Here is a 22,893-nt window from a genome sequence, read left to right on the forward strand (position 1 = left end):
AATCAAAATTCTAATTTTTAATTTAATCAATTAATTTCATAACCTATACTTATTCAATAAATAACCCAGGAAAACTTTTCAATCAACCATTTTCGACTCTTTACTAATTCATTTATAACTCCAAGTAATTTTTTCCATAATAAAAATATATCATCTCCTCATTAAATTGTAAATTGAAAACAATGAATTTAATTATCATTTAATTTATATAATAAAAAAAGATTATGCAATTAAAATTGCATAATCTTTACGAAATATTAGTCTTCAGCTAAAACATTAGTGTAATATTCTGTTACTTTATCAAATTCAGCTTCTTCTGGAACTATAAGTTCTCCTTCTTCAGTTGATCTGAATAAGTAAACTGATTCATCTTCTGGGTTTTGAGCTAATACATATTCATTTTCTTCAAATTCAAATGCATCAACTATTGGGCAAGATAAAACATTTCCGTTATCGTCTTCTAAATCAACAACGAAGTGTTCATGTTCGTGTTCTCCACACCCGCAGTTTTCTCCACATCCGTGGCTATCATGATCGTGGTCGTGTCCGCATCCGCAGCCTTCACCGCATTTATTTAATTCTTTTTCCATTTTACATTCCTCCTTAATAATAAGTTAAACAATTTCTAATTAAAATAAACCAGTAAAAAACTGTATTTTAAATTTTGCTTAACTTAAGTAGTCCTTCTAATTGTACTCTTATTTTTAGTAAAATAAAAGAAAAATCTTCATTTTAATAAAAATTTTATTAATAATTCATATTATTTATTTATATATTCATAATACTAGAATTTTTGTTTTAAAATTACAAAAAGGCAATACATAAATGTATCGCCTTTTAAATTTAAATTTTATTCTTGATTAGCAAGTCTTTTGTAGTTTTCTAATCTTTCCATAGCATCTGCTTGAGTCTTTTCGAATAGAGCTTCTGCAGCTTCTGGGAATGCTTTAGCTAATGAAGCATATCTTACTTCACCCATTAAGAATTCTTTGAAGTCTCCCTTAGGTTCTCTTGAATCTAAAGTAAATGGATTCTTAGTTCCTTTTAATGCTGGGTTATATCTGTATAATGCCCAGTATCCACAATCTACAGCTTTCTTAGCTTCAGCTTGTGAATTTGTCATTCCTGCTTTAATACCATGATTTATACATGGAGCATAAGCTATAATTAATGATGGTCCATCATAAGCTTCTGCTTCTGCTATAGCTTTAAGAACTTGATTCTTATCTGCCCCCATACATACTTGAGCAACATATACATAACCATAGCTCATAGCCATCATTCCTAAATCTTTCTTCTTAGTTCTCTTACCTGAAGCTGCAAATTTAGCAATTGCAGCTGTTGGTGTAGCTTTAGAAGATTGACCACCTGTATTTGAATAAACTTCAGTATCAAATACTAATACATTTACGTTATCTCCTGATGCAAGAACATGGTCAAGTCCACCGTATCCGATGTCATATGCCCAACCATCTCCACCAAAGATCCATTGAGATCTCTTAACGAAGAATTCTTTATCATTTAAAATAGTCTTAGCTATTTCAGAATCACAATTTTCAAGTGCAGTAACTAAAGCATTTGCTCTTTCTCTAGTTCCAGCGCTTTCATCTTTATTATCTAACCAATCTTTTAATACAGCCTTAGTTTCATCTGATAAATCACTTTCTAATGCAACTTTTACATTTTCAGCAACTCTATCTCTTATAGCTTGAACTCCTAAGAACATACCTAATCCATATTCAGCATTATCTTCAAATAATGAATTTGCCCAAGCTGGTCCATGTCCATTATGATTAACTGTATATGGAGTTGCAGGAGCTGATCCTCCCCAAATTGAAGAACATCCTGTAGCATTAGCTACCATCATTCTATCACCAAATAATTGAGTTACAAGCTTAGCATATGGAGTTTCTCCACATCCAGCACAAGCACCTGAGAACTCAAGTAATGGTTGTTCAAATTGGCTTCCCTTTAATGTATTCTTATTCATTGGGTTCTTCTTAGCTGATACCTCTGTTATTGCATAATCCCAAGCTTCAATTTGATCATGTTGAGTATCTTGTGGTTTCATAACTAAAGCTTTATTCTTAGCTGGACATACTTCAGCACAGTTTCCACAACCAGTACAATCAAGAGGTGTAACACCTATTGAGAACTTATATGGTGTTTCTGTCCTTAATGCTTTAGCATCAGTAGTTTTCATTGCTGCTGGAGCTTTTTCAGCTTCTTCACTAGTTAATAAGAATGGTCTTATTGCAGCATGTGGACATACTACAGCACATTGATTACATTGAATACAATTTTCTGGAACCCATTCAGGAACATTAATTGCAATTCCTCTCTTTTCATATGCAGCTGTACCAGCCATAAATGTACCATCTTCCATACCATGTTTAACAAATGTAGAAACTGGTAATCCAAATCCTTCTTGTCTGTTCATAGGTTCAACTATTTCTTTAATAAATGAAGGAATTTCTTTTGTTGCAGCTACTTCTTCATCTACTGCATTAGCCCATGATGCTGGAACATCTATCTTAACAATAGCATCAACACCTGAATCTATTGCAGCATTGTTCATGTTAACAACTTTTTCACCTTTTTTACCATATGAAGTAACAACAGCTTGTTTTAAATACGCTACTGCTTCATCTACTGGAATAATGTTAGCTAACTTAAAGAATGCAGCTTGCATTATCATATTAATTCTTCCACCTAGTCCAATTTCTTGAGCTATCTTAACAGCATTTAATGTGTAGAATTCTATATTTTTTTCAGCTATAGTTCTCTTCATTTCAGCTGGTAATTTTTCATCTAATTCTTCAGGTGTCCAAATTGTATTTAATAAGAACTTACCATTATTCTTTAATCCATCTAATACGTTGTATTTATAAACGTAAGATTGATTGTGGCATGCTACGAAATCAGCTTTATCTATTAAATATGGTGATTTAATTGGTTTCTTACCAAATCTTAAGTGAGAAACTGTGATACCACCTGATTTCTTAGAGTCATATGAGAAATATCCTTGGGCATACATATCTGTATGATCGCCAATTATCTTTATAGCACTCTTGTTAGCACCAACAGTACCATCTGATCCTAATCCCCAGAACTTACATGCCTTAGTTCCTTCTGGAGTAGCATCAATATCTTCTACTGTTTCTAATGATGTATTAGTAACATCATCAACTATACTAATTGTAAATCCATTCTTAGGCTCGTCCTTAGAAAGATTTTCATAAACAGCTGCTATATCTGATGGATTTGGATCTTTAGAACCTAATCCATATCTACCACCAACTATTAAAGGAGCATTTTCTTTACCAGCAAATGCACTTACTACGTCTAAGTATAAAGGTTCACCAATTGATCCCGGTTCTTTAGTTCTATCTAATACTGCAATTTTCTTTACTGTATCTGGAATTGCAGCTAATAATTTTTCTATTGAGAATGGTCTATAAAGTCTAACCTTTACAACCCCAACTTTTTCTCCTCTTGCATTTAAGTAATCTACTGTTTCTTCAGCAACGTCTGTTCCTGAACCCATTGCAATAATTATTCTATCTGCATCTGGTGCTCCATAATAATCAAAACAATGATATTCTCTTCCTGTTAATTTAGTAATTTCAGCCATATAACTTTCAACTACTTCTGGGATATCATCGTAGAATCTATTTACAGCTTCTCTTGTTTGGAAATATATATCTGGATTTTGAGCTGTACCTCTAGTTACTGGATGATCCGGATTTAAAGCACTCGCTCTAAATTCTTTAACAGCATCCCAATCAACTAACTTAGCTAATTCATCATATTCTAAAACTTCTATTTTTTGAATTTCATGAGATGTTCTAAATCCATCAAAGAAGTTCATAAATGGAATTCTAGTCTTTATTGCAGCTAAGTGTGCAACAGCTGATAAATCCATAACCTCTTGAACTGAACCTTCAGCTAGCATAGCAAAACCAGTTTGTCTAGCTGCCATAACATCTTGATGATCTCCAAAAATATTTAATGAAGATGTAGCTAATGCTCTAGCTGATACATGTATAACCCCTGGAAGTCTTTCTCCAGCTATTTTGTACATATTAGGAATCATTAATAATAAACCTTGTGAAGCTGTATATGTAGTTGTATAAGCTCCAGCTTGTAATGATCCATGAACAGCACCTGCTGCTCCCCCTTCTGATTGCATTTCCATAACTTTTACTGGTTGTCCAAAAATATTTTTTCTACCTTGTGCAACCCATTCATCAACGTGTTCTGCCATTGGTGATGATGGAGTGATTGGATAAATAGCAGTTACTTCTGTAAACGCATATGACACGTGTGCAGCAGCAGTGTTACCATCCATAGTTTTCATTTTTCTCATCTCGTCTACCTCGCTTCCCATTTTCAAAAAAATTTAAGCATATAAATCATGATATCTTTTAAATATCATTGTTGCTTGCAATTATTAATACATTCTAAGCTTAATAGATAAAATCTAACCTCTGCTTTTTATCCTTCGTTTCCACTTTGTGAAATTTATCACAGGCTTAAACACTATTTGACAATAAAAATTTATTAAAACTATTGTTGACTTAATAATTTACCAAGTTCTTTAGCAATTTTTAAATCTTCTTTTTCAACGGAATCTTTAACAGTAAATTTTGACAAAATCTCAAATCCATAATCTTCCATCAAATTCCCCCATTTATCAATAAACTTAGCATCACGCCATCCACATGATCCGAATAATACTAAAGGTTTATTTTTAATATTTAATTCACTTAAGCTATTAATAAAAGGCTTCATATCTATTTCTTCTATTTCATCGTTTATCATTGCTGGACTTCCTAATGCAACAGCATCAGCTTCTAATATATCTTCAATAGTAGCATCTGCAACGTGTTTTGTTTCAACTTCAACTTCTTTAGAATTAACACCTTCACTTATAGCATTTGCTAAAATTTCTACATTTCCACCATTACTCCAATATATTATTGAAACTTTTTTCATTTTCAGCACCTCTTATACTTTTGTTTTATTTTTGTTAAATTTTCCATTACTTTCATTATATAACAGTATTTTTTTTTTTCAAGTTCTTTACTTTCATATTTTAAAAATATTTTCATTGAAAACGGTTAAACACGCAAATTACTTTTTATTTATACTTTTCATAATAACATTTAAAATTGCATCAACACCATTTTTCATTTCACTATTTGTCATGTTTTTTATAAGCTCACTTTTTTTACTTCTTAATTCAAACAATCTTTCTAGCAAATTATGTTTTTCCATCATCTCATCTTCGTCTAACACTAATGAATATCCTTCTTTAGCAAATGAATTAGCATTTAATATTTGATCCCCTCTACTACTTTTTTTAGATAACGGAATTAATAAAGTAGGCTTTCTTAACGCTAGTAATTCAAATATTACATTTGCCCCTGCTCTTGATATTACAAAATCAGCATATTGAAGTAAATGTGGCAAATCTTCTTTTACATATTCAAATTGCTTATATCCATCTAATTCTTCTAATGACTTATCTAAATTTCCCTTTCCACAAATATGAATAATATTAAAGTCCTTTAATATTTCATGAATATGATATCTTACCTCATCATTTATACTTTTTGCTCCTAAACTTCCCCCAATAACTAAAATTACTTCTTTGTCATTATTAAAATTACAAATCTTCTTTCCAGTAATTCTACTACCTTTTAATATTTCTTCTCTTATTGGTGTTCCTGTTAATTCACCTTTTCCATCTTTAATATAATTTAAGCTTTCCCTAAATGTAACACATAGTTTATCACAAAATGGAGCTGATAACTTATTTGCAAGACCTGGTGTTAAATCTGATTCATGCGAAACTACTGGTATCTTTTTCATTGATGCAGCTATAACAACTGGAACAGCCACAAAACCACCTTTTGAAAAAATAACATCTGGTTTCTCTTTAGATAATATTTTATTTGCTTGCACTATTCCCTTCATCACTTTAAATGGATCAGTGAAGTTTTTCATATCAAAATATCTTCTTAATTTACCTGATGAAATTGCAAAATATGGTATCCCTGCATCACCAATAATTTCTTTTTCAATACCTTCATAACTCCCAATATATTTTATTTCAAATCCTTTTTCCTTTAACTTTGGAACTAAGGCTAAATTAGGAGTTACATGTCCTGCAGTACCCCCACCAGTCATTATGATTTTATACTTACTCATTAAAACACCTCATTAATTATTTGTACTATGAATCTTAATTGTTAAAACCTCATAAATTTATACAATTAATATTTTAAGAGAAATAAAATAAAAAAATAACTCATTTATTTTAATTTTTAACCAAATTATATGTCTTAATTCCTTATTTTTTTATTTATATTTAATTTTCTCACTCGCCAATATATATTCTACCACTAACCCAGTATTTTTCCACCTTTTCCTCCAATTAAATATTATACAAACTTTTTTATTGGATAAGCTATTAACATAAAGATATAAGGAGATGATTTAAATGGCACAATTAGTTCCAGAAGCTAAAGACAAATTAGCAAAATTCAAAAACCAAGTTTCAACTGAAATGGGAGTTCCTTTTACTGATTACAATGGTGACTTAACTTCAAAACAATGCGGTAGCGTTGGTGGAGAAATGGTTAAACGTATGGTTGAACAATACGAAAAAGGAATTTAATATTGTAAATATTTTAATAATAAATAAAGGTATCTTATTATATAGATACCTTTATTTATTATTTGGATTTTATAACTACTATACCCTTATATTTTGTATCAATAACTGGACACTTTTTCTACCGTTATATTCGTTGATATCTGGAAAATATACTATATCTATTTTTACCATATTAGTCTGCCCATTAAGCATTTTATTATATTCATACTCGCCAAATTTATTTTTAATTATTTCTAAGGCCACTTCAATATCACCAAAATAAATTCCGTCTATATTTAAGTATCCATCAGTAAGATTTAATTTTAAAACATTATTATTCTTTCCTAAAATCCTAGCCGCTTTAACCATTAATCCTTTAACAGCAAAATTAGGCTTTGGATTTCCCTTTCCATATGGTTCTAATAATGCTATTTCATCTATTAACTTATAATTTATTTTATTAATCGGAAGCGGCATATCAATTGATACCTTTGGTATAATATCTTCATCACTTAATGTTGTTACCTCATTTAGCTTTTCTCTAAATTTATCTATATTTTCACTTGGAATAGACATTCCTGCAGCCATTGGATGACCACCAAACTTTCCAAGCAAATCTTTACACTTTAATAATTCCTCGAACATATTATATTCTTCAATTGACCTACCAGATCCTTTAGCACCTTCATGAGCCTTTGTTAATATAATTGTTGGCAAGTTATATTTTTCTCTAATTCTACCTGCAATTATACCTGCAATACTTTCATGAACATCTTCTAAATAAACAACAAGCACCTTATCTTTGGCCATATTATTTTCTTCAATTATCTTTATGGCTTCCTCTAATCCTGTCTGAGTAAGTTCTTGCCTATCCTTATTCAACTCATTTAATTTTTTAGCTAATTCTTCAGCTTCATTTTTATCTTTTGTAATTAATAACTTCAATGCCCATTCAGCCTGTTCAAGCCTCCCTGATGCATTTATACTAGGTCCTATAACGAATCCTAATGAGTAAACCGTTATTTCCTTTCCTTCTAATCCAGTTTCTTTAAATAAAGCTCTAAGTCCTATATTACTCGTATTATTAATTCTTTTAAGTCCCTCTTTAACTAATATTCTATTTTCAGAAACTAAATCAACAACATCACAAACCGTTGCTATGGCTACATATTGAATTAAATCATATAACTCTTCATTAGGAATATTAAATTCTTTATAAAGACATTGTACAAATTTATATGCTACTCCAGCACCACAAATTTTATCAAATTCATAATTACAATTTTCTTGTTTAGGATTTAATACATAATCAGCTTCTGGAACTACATACTTTCTTACATTATCTTCTTCAATAAATGGTACATCATGGTGATCTGTAATAATTACTTTAATTCCCAATTCTTTAGCTAACTTTACTTGTTCTATTGCTGCAATTCCATTATCACAAGTAATTATAATATCAATATTATCCTCACTAGCCTTTTTAATTATACTTTCATTAATTCCATATCCTTCTTTTATCCTATCAGGAATATGAAAACTTACATTTCCACCACATTTACTTATAGCTATATAAAGGACATATGTACTTATTACGCCATCTACATCGTAATCTCCAACTATAAGTATTTTTTCACCTTTAATAATACTATTCCTCATTAATTCAACTGCTCCGCTCATTCCAAGCATATCTGTTGGATTATGAAGTTCACCTATAGATGAGCTTAGGTATTCTTTTGCTATATCTAAATTATATATTCCCCTATTAACCATAAGCTTTGCAACTGTATCACTAATACCTAATTGTTGTGCAAATTTTACAGTATCAAACTTTACGTTTCTAACCATCCATTTTTCCAAAAAAACACCCCCGTTACTTTAGTTGATAGTTAATAGTTAATAGTTAGTAGTTAAAAATAAAGTCAGCTTAAGCTGACTTTATTTCCATAATTCTTAACTATTAACTCAAAACTATTAACTATTAAAAAGCATTGCTTTTTTAATTTGTTCAACCTTTTCTGGTAATATATGATTTAATATTTCAAATGCAAATGGTATAGCAGCTGCTGGTCCTCTTCCTGTAATTATGTTTTCATCTACAACCACAAGTTCATCTTTATAGTTGCATCCTACTAACTGATCTTCGAATCCAGGATAGCATGTAGCATTTTTTCCATTCACAATTCCTAATTTTCCAAATGTAATTGGCCCTGCACAAATTGCTGCAACTATTTTACCTTCATCATAAAATTTCTTTACAATTTCATTCACTTTTTCATTATCTCTTAAGTTAACAGCCCCTGGCATACCACCTGGCAATATCACTACATCATAATTATAAATTTCATCATTTAAAACTTCATCAGCTCTTATTGTAATTGAATGAGATGTTGTTACTTCTACTTCATTAATTCCAAAGGTAGTACAAGTAACACCTGCCCTTCTTAAAATATCTACACTTGTTAATGCTTCAATAGTTTCAAAGCCTTCTGCTAATAAAACTGCAACTTTTTTCATTTTAAAACACCCCTTTATATTAATTTATAGTTATAAGTTTATAGTTAGGAGTTATAAATGAAATCTCCTAAGGAACTTCTTTTTTAACATTCATTATATTAGGCATACCTATTTGTTATATAATATCTAAAAACTTCTTACTATTGTAACAAGTATCCATCATATATAACTTTTAACTCCTAACTCAAAACTATTAACTAAATTGCACTTCTGTTATTTCATCATCTAAGCTAATGACCATAACATTAGTACCTCTTCCTGCCCTATTTTGAATTCTTATTTCTTCAGTTGAAATAGTCTTTTTCTCTTTGCTACTTGTAATTAAAACAACTTCAAAACTTCTGCTAGTATCTACAGCTATTTCATCGCTATTATTAGATGTTATATCAATTATTTTACCATAAATTACTTCATCATCTTCTTTTAAACTTATTCCAGTAACCCCTGCTGCTATTCTTCCCATTGGATTAACATTATCACTTAGGAATCTAATTGCCATACCTTTTTTGCTTATTATTAATACTTCACTTTCAGAATAATCTTCAATACATACAGAAATTACTTCATCATTTTCATATTTAAATTTATAGGCCTGCCATATTGAATAATTTCCATCATATTCTTTTAACGAAGTCTTCTTTATCATTCCCTTTTTAGTAAAGAAATAAACCATATTTCTTTCATCAAAATTCTTTATTGAATGCACATCGATTATTTTTTCATTTTTAGAATATCCATCAATAATATTTTCTAATGAAATTTCTTCTTTAACAACATTTGAAATTAGGAATGATGGTATCTTATAAACATTCCCCTTATTAGTAAATAATAATAAAGTACTTATAGAATCAGTATTTACCTTTAATCTATCACTAGCTTTTGCTCTTGCAAAACCTTTTAAACTTCCTTTAGCCGTTACCCCAACACTAAATGTCATAAACTCAAATTCATTTAGATATTCAACTTTAATTATTTCATCACTTTCTATTAGATTGAATAATTGTGTACCTAAAATATTTCTAGGTGTATCTTCTATCTTAGGAAGTTCTAAGCTAAATTTTAATCCTAATTTAGTTTCTACTTTTAAGAATTCTTTTTCTTCATTATTATCTAAAATCTCTATATCTAATACAAATTCATTTTCTTTTAATTTAATAGCTTGAATTTTACTGTAATTAGTTTGGAATTTATCTAAAGTACTCTTTTTGATTATACCTCTATTAGTTATAAACTGAACACTCTTATTAGAATCTAAAACTCCTACTGATATAGCTTCAACTATTTTTTCATCATCACAATTTAAAGTTTTAATTATAGAATCTATTCTTTCTCCTTTTTCTTTCCACTTACCTTCAGGAATATTTATACCTTTAACTTGATACATATTTCCCTTATCAGTAAATAATAGAATATTTTCAGTAGTATTAGACTTAAATAAGAATTTAAGTTCATCTCCCTCTCTATATTCAATATCTTCTGCCTTTGCATTAGATCTTTGATAAGTCCTAACTGGAATTCTCTTAATAAATCCATCTTTTGATAAAGTAACCATAACATCTTCAACTACAATAAGCTCTTGTAAATCAATTTTAGCTTCACTATCATCTTCAACTATCATAGTTCTTCTAGGATTTCTATATTTATCAGTTATTTCTTTTAATTCAGTTTTTACAACATTTAAAAGAGTCTTTTCATCAGATAATATTTTTCTTAACCTCTTTATAGTTTTTTCAAGTTCTGCATATTCCTTTTGGAACACTTTTATTTCAAGACCTGTTAATCTATAAAGCATAAGTTCTAAAATAGCTTCTGCTTGCATTTCTGTAAATCCAAACTTTTCAACTAGGTTAATTCCTGCATCCTTTTTAGATTTTGATTCTCTAATAGTCTTAATTATTTCATCTAAAACATCAATTGCTTTAATGAACCCTTCAACTATATGGAATCTTTTTTCTGCCATTGCAAGCTCTTTTATACTTCTTCTTGTAACTATATCCTTTTGATGATTAACATAATGAGTTATTATTGTCTTTAATCCCATAGTTTGTGGCTTTCCATTTGCTAAAGCCACCATATTAAAGCTTACATTGCACTGTAAATCAGTCTTTTTAAATAAATATTTTAATATCTTATCTGCTGTATCATAATCTGCTGCCTTTTTCAACTCAACAACAGCTCTAATACCAGTTCTATCTGATTCATCCCTAATATCTGTAATTGCTTCTAAAGCCTTTTGGTGTCTTTTATCTCCAGTCATTTCAGATATCGTTTGAAGAATCTTTGATTTATTTCTTCTATAAGGGAATTCTGTTATTACAATTCCATAACGTCCATTTTCAAGCTTTTCAATTTCTGTCTTTGCTCTTAATGTAACCTTACCTTCTCCTGTTTCATATGCAGATAATAATGAATTTTTACCTATCAGCACACCACCTGTTGGTAAATCTGGTGCCTTTATATACTCCATAAGCTCTTTTGTAGTTATTTCTGGATTATCTATATACGCTAAAACCCCATCAGTAACTTCACCTAAATTATGTGGTGGAATATTAGTAGCTAATCCAACCGCTATTCCAAAAGTACCATTAACTAAAAGATTAGGATATCTCGCTGGTAAAACCTTTGGTTCCATTTCACTATCTGAATAGTTTGGAACCATATCTACTGTTTCTTTTTCAATATCTTTTAGCATTTCCATAGCTATTGGTGAAAGCCTTGCTTCTGTATAACGCATAGCCGCAGCTCCATCACCATCCATAGAACCAAAGTTTCCATGTCCATCAAATAATGGCTCTCTAGTAGAGAAGTCTTGAGCCATAAGTACCATTGCATCATAAACAGATGAATCCCCATGAGGATGGAATTTACCTAATACATCCCCAACTATTCTAGCCGACTTATAGTATGGTCTATCTGGAAAAGCTTTTAATAAATATGATCCATAAAGAATTCTTCTATGAACAGGCTTCAACCCATCCCTTACATCTGGAAGTGCTCTATCTTTTGCTACTTCAACAGCATATGGAAGATAATTGTCTGGCATTGCCTCTTCAATTGGTATTCGTAAAATATTATTATCTTTTGGTATATTATGTACCTTCTTAGCCATAATTTATCTCCTTCCTTGCTTTAAAACTCTGCATACTTATACATATAATTCTTTCTTGGTTCAACTACATCTCCCATAAGAAGTGATACCATTTTCTCTGCCTTTGCAGCATCTTCAATAGTAACTTGGAAAAGTGTTCGTGTCTCTGGATTTAAAGTTGTATCCCAAAGCTGATCTGGATTCATTTCTCCTAATCCCTTATATCTTTGTATTAAAGCACCTTTTCCTATTTCCTTCTTAACTTTTTCTAGTTCTTCATCACTATATGCATATTTAGATATTTCTTTTCCTTTAGTAGTTTTATAAACTTTATATAAAGGAGGTTGTGCCAAATAAAGATGACCATTTGCTATTAAAGGTCTCATATATCTATAAATATAAGTCATCCATAAAGTTCTAATATGGAATCCATCTACATCAGCATCACTCATAATAATTATTTTATCGTATTTTAAATCTTCTTCTTTATAATTATCTAAAGTCCCTGTTCCAATAGCTGTATTAAATATTTTAAGCTCTTCAGATGCTAGTACATTTTCAAGCTTTTGCTTTTCAGTATTCATTATCTTACCTTTAGAAGGCATAATAGTTTGGAATCTTCTATCTCTAGCTTGCTTTGCCGATCCTCCCGCAGAATCTCCCTCAACTACGATAAATTCATTAACAGTATTATCTTTTAAAGTACATACTGCAACTTTTCCTGCTAATGGTGCAGTACCTTTACCTATTTTTTTCTTTTCAGCTTCATTAATCTTCTTAATTTTTTCTCTTCTTTGCGCAGCTGCAAGTGCATTATTTATAAGACTTGAAGCAACCTCTTTATTATCTTCTATCCATTCACAAAGCTTAGTATAAGCTAAATCATTCATCATAGTATAAGCTTCAGAACTTCCAAGTTTAGTTTTAGTTTGGCCTTCAAAAACAGCATTAGTTATTTTTATTCTAACAATTGCTGTCATACCTTCTCTTAAATCATCACCTTCAAAATCTTTATCTTTTTCCTTAACAAGCCCTAACTTTTTAGCCCATTCTTTAAACGCTCTAGTCATACCTGTCTTAAAGCCTGATTCATGAGTTCCAGCTTCTGTCGTTGGAATATTATTAACATAACTTGCAATATATTCAGTTGTAGAGTCTGTAAACTGCATACAAACTTCACCATACATTGAAATATTATTTATTGCTCTTTCTCCTTCAAATAAAATAGGAGTTGCATGAATCGGAGTCTTACTTTCATTTAAATAATCGATAAAATCAAGCAATCCTCTTTCTGAATAATATTCCTTTCTGACTTCTTCATCTTTTCTATTATCAATAAGCTCTAATCTTATTCCTTTATTTTGGAATGCTAATTCTTGTAATCTTTCATCAATGATATCGAATTTAAAATCTGTTGTTGAAAATATTTCATTATCAGGTTTAAATGTTACTCTTGTACCTGTATCATTAGCCTTTCCTACAACTTCTAATGCTATAACAGCTGTCCCTGGCATATCTTTTTTTAATTCTTTATCATAAGCATATTCAAATCGCTGCTTATAAATTTTCCCATTTTGATGAACTTCAACTTCTAACCATTTAGATAATGCATTTACAACTGCAGCACCTACACCATGTAATCCACCAGAAGTTTTATAATTTTTATTATCAAACTTACCACCAGTATGTAATTCAGTAAATACCATTTCAACCCCTGATTTCTTTTTAACAGGGTGAATTCCTGTAGGTATTCCTCTACCGTTATCTATAACAGTTACACTTTTATCTTTATTTATAATTATAGTTGCTTTATCGCCAAATCCATTAGATATTTCATCTATGGAGTTATCTAAAATCTCCCATATACAATGATGTAATCCCTTTGTTCCAGTTGACCCTATATACATTCCTGGTCTTACTCTTACAGGCTCCAGTTTTTCTAAAGATGTCAAATCCATTACATCATATTTACTATTAACTTCATTATTCATATAAACCTCCAAAATTATAACCTATTCACATTTAAGTAATAATTTAGATATAATTATATAGCTTCCTAATATCAAAATCAAACTAATGTTCTTTATTAACCCTATAATTTTATCATATTTTTTTATTTAAAAGAAATTTTTTATTTATTTAATTTTAAATCCTTTATATTTCACGGTATTTAATTATAATCTATTATATAGTAATTAGCCATTACAAAAATTTAATTTAGTTTAATTCATTTGCTTAACTTATTTATATATTATCCTTATTATTTAAAAATACAAAGTATTTTACTTACACTAATGCATTATATTTCAAAAAATCTATAAGTACAAACTTTATAGTAAATAATTTAAAATTAAAATCAAACTTTCCCATCAAATCTTTTTTCTTTTATTATAAATATTTCAAAATTTTTATTTTCATTTTTTTAACATGTCTTTACTTTTTTCCTATCTCATTCAATTTAATATACTTTTTATTTACGCAAAAAAATCAAACTTTCTTATAGTTTTCACTAAATGAAAGTTTGATTTTTAAAAATATATTATAAACTCAAATTATTATACAATTCCTTGTGCCATCATAGCATCAGCAACTTTCTTAAATCCTGCTATATTAGCTCCCATTAAGATATTGCCTTCATGCCCATACTCTTTAGCTGCAGCTGCAGAATTATTATAAATATTAATCATAATACTCTTAAGCTTAGCATCTACTTCTTCAAATGTCCAAGCCATTCTCATACTATTTTGAGACATTTCTAAAGCCGAGCAAGCAACTCCACCTGCATTAGCAGCTTTTGCTGGCCCAAATAATACTCCATTACTTTGTAATACTTCAATAGCATCTAATGTTGATGGCATATTTGCACCTTCAGCAACAACTTTAGTTCCATTTTCAACTAATATTTTAGCTGATTCTGCATCTATTTCTCCTTGTGTTGCACAAGGAAGAGCCACGTCACATTTAATAGTCCAGATTCCTCTGCATCCTTCAGTATATTTTGCTGTAGGAACATAATCTAAGTACTCTTTTATTCTTCCTCTTTTAACTTCCTTAATTTCTTTCACAGCATCAAGGTTAATTCCATTTTCATCATAAATATATCCATTTGAATCACTTAACGCAACAACTTTTGCCCCTAATTCTGTTGCTTTTTGAGTTGCATATATAGCAACATTTCCTGATCCTGAAATTACAACTGTTTTCCCTTCTAAAGAAAGTCCATTATCCTTCATCATTTCATCTGTGAAGTAAACTAAACCATATCCAGTTGCTTCAGTTCTTGTTAAGCTTCCACCATAAGATAATCCTTTTCCTGTTAAAACACCTTGATCATTTGCATTTCTTATTTTCTTATAATATCCATACATATAACCAATTTCTCTACCACCAACACCAATATCTCCTGCTGGTACATCGGTATCTAAACCAATATGCTTACATAATTCAGCCATAAAGCTTTGACAGAATCTCATTACTTCTCTATCTGACTTTCCTTTAGGATCAAAGTCAGATCCACCTTTTCCTCCACCTATAGGTAAACCAGTTAATGAATTCTTAAATATTTGTTCAAATCCTAAAAATTTAATTATACTTGCATTAACGCTTTTATGGAATCTTAATCCACCTTTATAAGGCCCTATTGCACTATTAAATTGAATTCTATAACCTCTATTTACTTGTACATTTCCGGCATCGTCAACCCAAGGTACTCTAAACATTATTTGTCTTTCAGGTTCTACAATTCTTTCTAGTAAACCCTCTCTGATATATTCTGGATGTTTATCAAATACTGGTACTAAAGAAAGCGCAACCTCTTTTACTGCATCCAAAAATTCCTTTTCATTACTATTTCTCTTTTCTACTTGTTCTAATACACTTAAAACATATTCTTTTCCTGTCATAAGTTTACCCCCTTAAAATTTTATTACCAATTATAATATTACACTATTTTACTTATCTTTCCCATATAAATATAATTATTTATCTTCTTTTTTAACTTTTCCACTATCCTAATCTTATTTTTATTAAAATATCAATTTCAAATAAGTTACAATCTAAATAAAACTCAAATAAACTTTTTAAATATTTTATAAAAAAATATATAAAAATAAATATTCCTCTGTCTAGTCAACAGAGGAATATTAAATTTATATACGCTAATTATCATTTTCTATTAAATTATTATTAGCTATAAGTTCATTTATTAACAAAAATATATTTTTAGTAGAATCATTTTTATCAAAAGACTTACAAGCTTCTTTCATATTTTCTAATTTGCCTTCATCTTTTAACAATTCTACTATAGAATTTCTACAGCTATCTCCGTCCTTAATTCTTACCGCCATATTATGCTTTAATAAGAACTCTGCATTTTCCTCTTCTTGACCTGGTATAGCATCAAACACAGCCATTGGTATGTTACATGCTAAAGCTTCTGTAACAGTTAATCCCCCTGGTTTAGTAATGATTATATCAGAGGCCTGCATATACTTATTGATTTCATCAGTAAAATATATTAATTTAGTCTTTTTAGGACTATCATCTATTACCTTTTCAAAATGGTTATATAGCTTCTGATTTCTTCCTGTAACTAAAATAATTTGAAAATCTAAATCAATATCTATTATATTTTCATATACATCAAATACATTAGTTACACCAAAGCTCCCTGCCATCATCAAAATAGTTTGCAATGATTTATCAAATCCTAATTCTTCTAGTACTAATTGCTTTTCCTTTTCTTCAAAGAATACCTCATCTATAGGTATTCCATATGGATAAATAGTATTAACATCTACACCTTCATTAATCATTTTTCCTACCATATCATCATTAGCAACAATATAAGCATCAACTTTCTTGTTTATCCATGCCTTATGAGGTGCATAATCTGTCATTATACAAATTAATGGTATATTTATTTCTCCTTTTGATTTTAATCTTGAAACCATTTCTGTTGGAAATGGATGTGTAGTAATTATTACATCCGGTCTAAAATCATCTATTAATGGTAAAAGCTTATTAGCAAATATGTTATTTAATCTTGTAACAAAGTTTGCTAGCCTATGCTCCTTATTTGTTAAATCATATAGCTTTCCATATAATTTAGGAGTTTTGGTTGCTAAATATACATATCCTGATGTTATTGTTTTATTTAATATCGGACTAATATATAATAAACTATCTACAATTTTCACATTAATATCTTTATTTTGTTGGGTCATATAACCCTCTATTGCTTTAGATGCCCTCATATGTCCGCCTCCAGTAGATGCAGACAAAATAAGAATATTCATTTAAAGTCCCCCTAACAATTAAATTTACTTAATTAGTCAATTAACCATTATATCATAAAATTAAATATTAAAATACTATCCTACCCATAAACCCTACTACGCTTATACCACATGTAAATCCTAGCATCATTCCAAATATAACATCAGTAGGATAGTGAACCTTTAAATAAACTCTCGAAAATGCAATTAAAGTTGCAATTGGACTTACTATTAATCCTAACTTACTATTCATTTGAATAAATACGGCTAATGCAGCAAATGAAGAGGCTGTATGTCCTGATGGAAATGAATATGTTATTGGTTTATTAATTAATAAATCTTCTTCATTTTCTTCAAAGGGTCTTTTTCTTTTCACTATATGTTTAATTACCCCTTCTCCAATTATTGTTGTTAATGCTAATGCTAAAATTACTCCAATACCAACAACCCTATACTCAACCTTTAAAATTAATAATGTTGATATTATAAACCATATAATTCCTAAATTACCCATCATCGTTATAATAGGCATAACTTTGTCAAGTGTCTTTGTTTTACACTTTTCACTTATGTACTCCAATGCTCTTTTATCTATTTTTTCTAAAATATTCAACCATTTCATCCCCCATAGTATTTTTGCCCTTATTAATATTCTTTCCATAACTATATTATATAATATATATTTTATAAAGAGTTAATTTTTTGTTAACAATTACTTATAAATTTCCTTAAGTTTTTCTTAATAACGAAGCAAAAAAGTAAAAATAATGAAATTAACCCATTATTTTTACTTTTCATTTATTGCTTCATCTCTTCAATTATTTTTTCTATATATTTAATTTTTCTACCTTTAATATATAAATAAATTGGTATACTTGAAATAATCCCCATTATAGAACCACAAATAATATCCCACATAGTATCATGCAAACTATTATTTTGTGATAAAAAACCAAATAATTGATCCGTTGAAAATTCCCATATTTCCCAAACAGCCGCTCCTGCTATAGAAAATATAATAGAAAATAACACCGGTGCATATCTTTTACATGTGCTCATTCCTTTTCCATCAGTTATATGTAAAAACAATATAAACCCTATCATTCCTACAATAATTCCCGATAATAAATGTAATATTTTATCATACATCGGAATTATTTCATAAAAATTAAAAACATTTCCTAAATACATTGATCCAACTATAAAAGAAAATATTAAATAAAAACTTATTCTCGATTTTCTTAAAAATGTTTTTTTATAAACAAAATACATAAGCCATAATGCTACTGCCATTAACCCTATTCTAAATAACTTACTCCCATCATAAAATATGAAATTGCATACTGCTGTAATTATTAATATTACCATTGTGATTATATTTATTATAAGAGCCTTATCTTTGACAAATCTCATTAGAAAACTCCTTTGAAAATTAGTATATTTTCTTATTTTTTAATATGAGCGCTGAAATCATTCCAAATATTAATCCACCTATATGAGCTGAATTATCTATATTACTTATTGTTACACCTATTATAATATTTATAACTATAACCTTAAATAAATTTATTATATACTCTTTTCCTATTCTGTCTCTATTTTCAATTCCAAACATAAGCATGGCTCCAAATAAGCCAAATATTGCTCCAGATGCTCCTACACTTATAGAGTCTGAATTAAATATATAGCTAAACAAGCTAGCTCCTATAGCTGAAATTAAATATATTCCGATATATTTAACCTTACCATAAGCATACTCTACCTCTGAACCAATTATTTTTAATGCATACATATTAAATGCTATGTGAGCTAATCCTCCATGTAAAAAGGCACATGTTATTAACCTCCACGGTTGTCCATTATTTATTAATTCATTTACCTTTGCACCAAATACTAAAAGAGTATATGAATCTATATCATATATATTTCTAGATATAATTGCTGTTAATAAATATATTAAAACATTTATAGCAATTAATATATATGTGATTAGATTATCCTTATATTTTAACTTTTTCTTTATTTCTTTTTGTTTACTATTATTAAGAATAGAAACAAGTGGTTTACAGCTATTATCGCTGTAAACTACTTGTTGTTCTTTTTCTGAATAAATTATTTTATTATATCCCTGATGAATAAATGATTCATATTCTCCTATTGCACAAATTACTACATTAAGTACTATCCTTAAAGAATAATGCTTTTCTAGAAAGGCCCTTGCTTCGTAATATTCAAAATTACTTTCATTATCCTTACATACTATAACTGCATAAATAAAATCTTTATTTTCCATTATAGCAATCCATTTATTATTTTTTAAATATTCACTATAATAATCCTTAATGTAAAATCCAGCCTGTTTGGTTAAATCCTCAAATAATGTTTTTTCTAATTTATTCATACTTATATTTCTTTCTCTAACATATCTAACAATTCATTAAATCTGTCAATTGTTGCTTCTAAAGGCTTAGATGTAGTCATATCTACCCCTGCCTTCTTTAAAATTTCTATTGGATAATCACTTCCACCACTCTTTAGGAATCCAACATATTTCTCAACTGCATTAGGTTCATTATTTAATATACTCTTAGCAAATGCTGAAGCTGCTGCATAACCAGTTGCATATTGATATACGTAAAAATCACTATAAAAATGTGGTATTCTTGCCCATTCAATATCGATATCATTATCAACTACCATATCTGGGCCAAAATATTTAACATTTAGTTCATGCCACTTTGCATTGTAATCTTCTGCAGTTAGTGGAATACCTTTTTCAAAACTTTCATGTGTATATAATTCAAATTCTGCAAACATTAATTGTCTAAATACTGTAGTTCTTATTTGCTCTAATTCTTGATTTATTAAATAAAGCTTTTTCTTTTTATCAGTTTCTTTATTTATTAAATGGTGGATCAATAATGCTTCGTTTGTTGTTGATGCAACTTCAGCACAGAATAAAGTATATCCAGCATAATAATAACTTTGTTCTTTTCTTGAATAATAAGAATGTATTGAATGACCCATTTCATGTACTAATGTTGATACATCATTAAGTTCATAGTTATAATTTAATAAAACATATGGCTTAGTATCATATCCGCCCCATGAATAAGCTCCTCCACGTTTTCCTTTATTAATATACTTATCTATCCATCCATCATTTATTCCACCTTGGAATATGTCTAAATATTCTTTACCTAAAGGTTGTAACCCTTCTACTGCCATTTCAACGGCTTTATCAAACTCCACTCTTTCTTTAGGCACTTCAATAACTGGAACATATAAGTCATACATATGCATTTCATCAACACCTAATAGTCTTTTCTTTAATGCTACATATCTATGAAGTGATGATAAATTTTTATCTATAGTTGCAATTGCATTAGTATAAACTTCTAATGGAATATCATTAGGCTTTAATGATGCTTCTAATGCACTATTATAATGTCTTACTTTTGCCCCAAAGTTAAATACCTTAATAGAACTAGATAATGTTGTTGCCAATGTATTTTCAAAATTTTTATATTCACCAAATAGTTTTTCAAATGCTACTTTTCTAACTTCTCTATCTTTTGATTTTATAAATGAAGAATAATTCCCTTCTGTTAATTCAACTACTTCTCCATCTTCATCTTTGATATTTCCAAACTTCATATCTGCATTAGTCATTATATTGTGTATTGCTGACGGTGCATCTAAACAATCTGAAGCAGCAGCCAATAATTCTTCTTCTTTCTTATTCAATACATGTGGTTTTTCTTTTAATATATTTTCCAATAAGAATTTATAAGGTTCTAATTCCTTATATTCATTCATTAACTTTTCAATTGTTCCATCTGGAAGTGATAAAATTTCTGGTACAACATAAGCTGTGTATGTTGCATATTCAGCCATATATGCATCTATTTTATTCATCATTGCTTGATAAGTTGTATTACTAGTATCCTCATCACTTCTTAAATGAGCATATATATATACTTTTTCTGCTTTTCTTGAAATTTTTTCGTTTACTTCAAAATATTCAATTAAAGTTTTGCCATCTCCTAATTTGCCTTCAAATTCTTTTAGTTTGGGAGCTTCTTCTTGTAATTCCTTATACTCCTTTTCCCAAGCCTCATCACTAGAATAAATTTCATTTACAGTCCACTTATCCTTTTCTTGTATTTCCTCTCTTTTCTTCACAACCTTACTTTCCATATCAATTCCTAGCCTATCTTTATAGGCTCCTCCCTTCTAATTATACTCTTCTTCTTTGCCTTCAATGTCACTAAAAGCTTTTTCCATTGCTTCTTCGATTAAATCAATACATAATGCTAATTTTTCACTTATGTACTCACGATTATCCTCATATTTAAATTTTACTAAATATGTAGGATTATATTCATCTTCAACCTCTTCAATTTCAAATCCTTCTTCTTCAAATAAGTTCATATTAAATACATCATATATTGCAGAGTATTCCCATTCTTCAACATCTTTATTTGTATCAAATTTTATATAAACTTTATCATCTAAAACGTAAAAGCTTTTTATATACTCTGCACCTTCAGATACATTGTAACTTCCAATTTCCTTAACTACAAAACCTGTTTCTTTATCTTTTTCCATTAATATTAAGCTTGAATAATCCATAATAATATTCTCCTTTTACTTATCTTTATCTTTTTTAATTTGTATTTTAATTTATTGTATCTTCATTATAAGTTTAGTGTATTAAATATACAATATTTTCTTTACTTATTTACATATTATGGTAATATATAAATATATAGTTTCTTTAATGGAGGTAGCTTTATGGATACTGTAAATACATTAAAAAATAAAAATGTAATTAAATTACGTAGTAAAAAATTACGCAGTAAAAAACTACGTATTCAAAAAACTAAAAAGTTTGCAACACTCTGTATTATATTGCTATCACTACTTATTATAGGAACCTCCATAAAAAATATGTATGTATATTTCAGATGTTCTGATTTTATTTATTCTCTAGATTATTATTTTACACATTGGAAAGATAAAGATCTTAGACTTATTGAAGTTGATTCTTTTTCTGTATTATCTAAAACTAATAATACTGTTGAAATAGAAGCTTATGGATTTGCTTATAAAAAACCTTACAAAGAGACTTATTTAATTGGAACTTTTATCGAAGATGATAAAGGGCGTTGGCATATGGAATCAGTCAAACTTAAAAATGAAGAATCTAAAATAGAAAATGAAGAAGATGTTATTACTAATTAATATAAAAAATGCACACCTATAAAAGAGGGCACTGAAAAAGTGCCTTTCGGAATAAAAGACCTAAAAAATTTTTTTAAGACAATTTTTTAGGTCTTTTATGT

Annotated in this window: 17 protein-coding genes; 2 read left to right on the forward strand and 15 right to left on the reverse strand. The window is 29.0% G+C overall.

Annotated elements, in window-relative coordinates:
• Positions 1-257: 257 nt before the first annotated feature.
• The 4 genes from HCG70_RS09885 to HCG70_RS09900 all read right to left on the reverse strand — a co-directional run bounded on the left by HCG70_RS09885 (position 258) and on the right by HCG70_RS09900 (position 6,216).
• Positions 258-590, reverse strand: coding sequence for a DUF1292 domain-containing protein (locus HCG70_RS09885; RefSeq protein ID WP_042394312.1), 333 nt, complete (start codon positions 588-590; stop codon positions 258-260).
• 260 nt (positions 591-850) lie between these two features.
• Positions 851-4,369: a pyruvate:ferredoxin (flavodoxin) oxidoreductase gene (gene nifJ, locus HCG70_RS09890; RefSeq protein ID WP_221697704.1), complete on the reverse strand. Its 3,519-nt coding sequence runs from the start codon at positions 4,367-4,369 to the stop codon at positions 851-853.
• A gap of 200 nt (positions 4,370-4,569) precedes the next feature.
• On the reverse strand, positions 4,570-4,998 hold the full coding sequence (locus tag HCG70_RS09895) for a flavodoxin domain-containing protein (RefSeq protein WP_055274855.1): 429 nt from the start codon (positions 4,996-4,998) through the stop codon (positions 4,570-4,572).
• A gap of 138 nt (positions 4,999-5,136) precedes the next feature.
• Entirely contained in the window at positions 5,137-6,216 is a 1,080-nt protein-coding gene (locus HCG70_RS09900) for an undecaprenyldiphospho-muramoylpentapeptide beta-N-acetylglucosaminyltransferase (RefSeq protein ID WP_042394326.1), read from the reverse strand.
• Between the two features lie 292 nt (positions 6,217-6,508).
• Between HCG70_RS09900 and HCG70_RS09905 the strand changes: the two genes are divergently transcribed.
• The gene (locus HCG70_RS09905) at positions 6,509-6,685 is read left to right on the forward strand and encodes an alpha/beta-type small acid-soluble spore protein (RefSeq protein ID WP_042394329.1); all 177 of its coding nucleotides are present in this window, start codon (positions 6,509-6,511) and stop codon (positions 6,683-6,685) included.
• Between the two features lie 78 nt (positions 6,686-6,763).
• Here HCG70_RS09905 and recJ read toward each other — a convergent pair whose 3' ends face one another.
• From recJ to HCG70_RS09960, 11 genes are all read right to left on the reverse strand, one after another.
• Positions 6,764-8,512: a single-stranded-DNA-specific exonuclease RecJ gene (recJ, locus tag HCG70_RS09910; RefSeq protein ID WP_042394693.1), complete on the reverse strand. Its 1,749-nt coding sequence runs from the start codon at positions 8,510-8,512 to the stop codon at positions 6,764-6,766.
• A gap of 126 nt (positions 8,513-8,638) precedes the next feature.
• Positions 8,639-9,181 carry a DJ-1 family glyoxalase III gene (locus tag HCG70_RS09915; RefSeq protein ID WP_042394332.1) on the reverse strand — a complete coding sequence of 181 codons (543 nt, stop codon included), beginning with the start codon at positions 9,179-9,181 and terminating at the stop codon, positions 8,639-8,641.
• A gap of 193 nt (positions 9,182-9,374) precedes the next feature.
• Positions 9,375-12,290 carry a DNA topoisomerase IV subunit A gene (locus HCG70_RS09920; protein WP_195951362.1) on the reverse strand — a complete coding sequence of 972 codons (2,916 nt, stop codon included), beginning with the start codon at positions 12,288-12,290 and terminating at the stop codon, positions 9,375-9,377.
• Between the two features lie 20 nt (positions 12,291-12,310).
• Positions 12,311-14,260, reverse strand: coding sequence for a type IIA DNA topoisomerase subunit B (locus HCG70_RS09925; RefSeq protein WP_221697705.1), 1,950 nt, complete (start codon positions 14,258-14,260; stop codon positions 12,311-12,313).
• A gap of 564 nt (positions 14,261-14,824) precedes the next feature.
• The gene (gene gdhA / locus HCG70_RS09930; protein ID WP_042394341.1) at positions 14,825-16,171 is read right to left on the reverse strand and encodes an NADP-specific glutamate dehydrogenase; all 1,347 of its coding nucleotides are present in this window, start codon (positions 16,169-16,171) and stop codon (positions 14,825-14,827) included.
• A 255-nt stretch (positions 16,172-16,426) separates the two neighbouring features.
• On the reverse strand, positions 16,427-17,566 hold the full coding sequence (locus tag HCG70_RS09935) for an MGDG synthase family glycosyltransferase (RefSeq protein WP_042394345.1): 1,140 nt from the start codon (positions 17,564-17,566) through the stop codon (positions 16,427-16,429).
• A gap of 67 nt (positions 17,567-17,633) precedes the next feature.
• Complete coding sequence (locus HCG70_RS09940; protein WP_070098838.1) at positions 17,634-18,158, reverse strand: phosphatase PAP2 family protein; 525 nt, start codon at positions 18,156-18,158, stop codon at positions 17,634-17,636.
• A gap of 185 nt (positions 18,159-18,343) precedes the next feature.
• Positions 18,344-18,958 (reverse strand): hypothetical protein, encoded by a 615-nt coding sequence (locus tag HCG70_RS09945; RefSeq protein WP_042394351.1) that lies wholly within the window; start codon positions 18,956-18,958, stop codon positions 18,344-18,346.
• A gap of 19 nt (positions 18,959-18,977) precedes the next feature.
• Positions 18,978-19,946: a rhomboid family intramembrane serine protease gene (locus HCG70_RS09950; RefSeq protein WP_042394354.1), complete on the reverse strand. Its 969-nt coding sequence runs from the start codon at positions 19,944-19,946 to the stop codon at positions 18,978-18,980.
• A 2-nt stretch (positions 19,947-19,948) separates the two neighbouring features.
• A complete protein-coding gene (gene pepF / locus HCG70_RS09955; RefSeq protein WP_055291482.1) occupies positions 19,949-21,745 on the reverse strand; it encodes an oligoendopeptidase F in 1,797 nt (598 codons plus the stop codon).
• 36 nt (positions 21,746-21,781) lie between these two features.
• Complete coding sequence (locus HCG70_RS09960; RefSeq protein ID WP_042394361.1) at positions 21,782-22,180, reverse strand: DUF6762 family protein; 399 nt, start codon at positions 22,178-22,180, stop codon at positions 21,782-21,784.
• Positions 22,181-22,342: 162 nt separating this feature from the next.
• On the opposite strand from HCG70_RS09960, the gene HCG70_RS09965 reads away from it, so the two are divergent.
• Positions 22,343-22,792: a hypothetical protein gene (locus HCG70_RS09965; protein WP_042394365.1), complete on the forward strand. Its 450-nt coding sequence runs from the start codon at positions 22,343-22,345 to the stop codon at positions 22,790-22,792.
• Positions 22,793-22,893: the final 101 nt, after the last annotated feature.

Origin of the sequence: Clostridium sp. K04, assembly GCF_019734375.1 — a bacterium.
GTDB classification, from domain to species: domain Bacteria; phylum Bacillota; class Clostridia; order Clostridiales; family Clostridiaceae; genus Clostridium; species Clostridium saudiense.

Bases quoted from the DNA above. Each gene is read 5' to 3' on its own strand.
- HCG70_RS09915 (WP_042394332.1), bottom strand. From the start codon at position 9,181: ATGAAAAAAGTTGCAGTTTTATTAGCAGAAGGCTTTGAAACTATTGAA.
- HCG70_RS09895 (WP_055274855.1), bottom strand. From the start codon at position 4,998: ATGAAAAAAGTTTCAATAATATATTGGAGTAATGGTGGAAATGTAGAA.
- HCG70_RS09950 (WP_042394354.1), bottom strand. From the start codon at position 19,946: ATGAATAAATTAGAAAAAACATTATTTGAGGATTTAACCAAACAGGCT.
- nifJ (WP_221697704.1), bottom strand. From the start codon at position 4,369: ATGAGAAAAATGAAAACTATGGATGGTAACACTGCTGCTGCACACGTG.
- recJ (WP_042394693.1), bottom strand. From the start codon at position 8,512: ATGGTTAGAAACGTAAAGTTTGATACTGTAAAATTTGCACAACAATTA.
- HCG70_RS09965 (WP_042394365.1), top strand. From the start codon at position 22,343: ATGGATACTGTAAATACATTAAAAAATAAAAATGTAATTAAATTACGT.
- gdhA (WP_042394341.1), bottom strand. From the start codon at position 16,171: ATGACAGGAAAAGAATATGTTTTAAGTGTATTAGAACAAGTAGAAAAG.
- HCG70_RS09935 (WP_042394345.1), bottom strand. From the start codon at position 17,566: ATGAATATTCTTATTTTGTCTGCATCTACTGGAGGCGGACATATGAGG.
- HCG70_RS09900 (WP_042394326.1), bottom strand. From the start codon at position 6,216: ATGAGTAAGTATAAAATCATAATGACTGGTGGGGGTACTGCAGGACAT.
- HCG70_RS09905 (WP_042394329.1), top strand. From the start codon at position 6,509: ATGGCACAATTAGTTCCAGAAGCTAAAGACAAATTAGCAAAATTCAAA.
- HCG70_RS09945 (WP_042394351.1), bottom strand. From the start codon at position 18,958: ATGAGATTTGTCAAAGATAAGGCTCTTATAATAAATATAATCACAATG.
- HCG70_RS09960 (WP_042394361.1), bottom strand. From the start codon at position 22,180: ATGGATTATTCAAGCTTAATATTAATGGAAAAAGATAAAGAAACAGGT.
- HCG70_RS09920 (WP_195951362.1), bottom strand. From the start codon at position 12,290: ATGGCTAAGAAGGTACATAATATACCAAAAGATAATAATATTTTACGA.
- pepF (WP_055291482.1), bottom strand. From the start codon at position 21,745: ATGGAAAGTAAGGTTGTGAAGAAAAGAGAGGAAATACAAGAAAAGGAT.
- HCG70_RS09925 (WP_221697705.1), bottom strand. From the start codon at position 14,260: ATGAATAATGAAGTTAATAGTAAATATGATGTAATGGATTTGACATCT.
- HCG70_RS09885 (WP_042394312.1), bottom strand. From the start codon at position 590: ATGGAAAAAGAATTAAATAAATGCGGTGAAGGCTGCGGATGCGGACAC.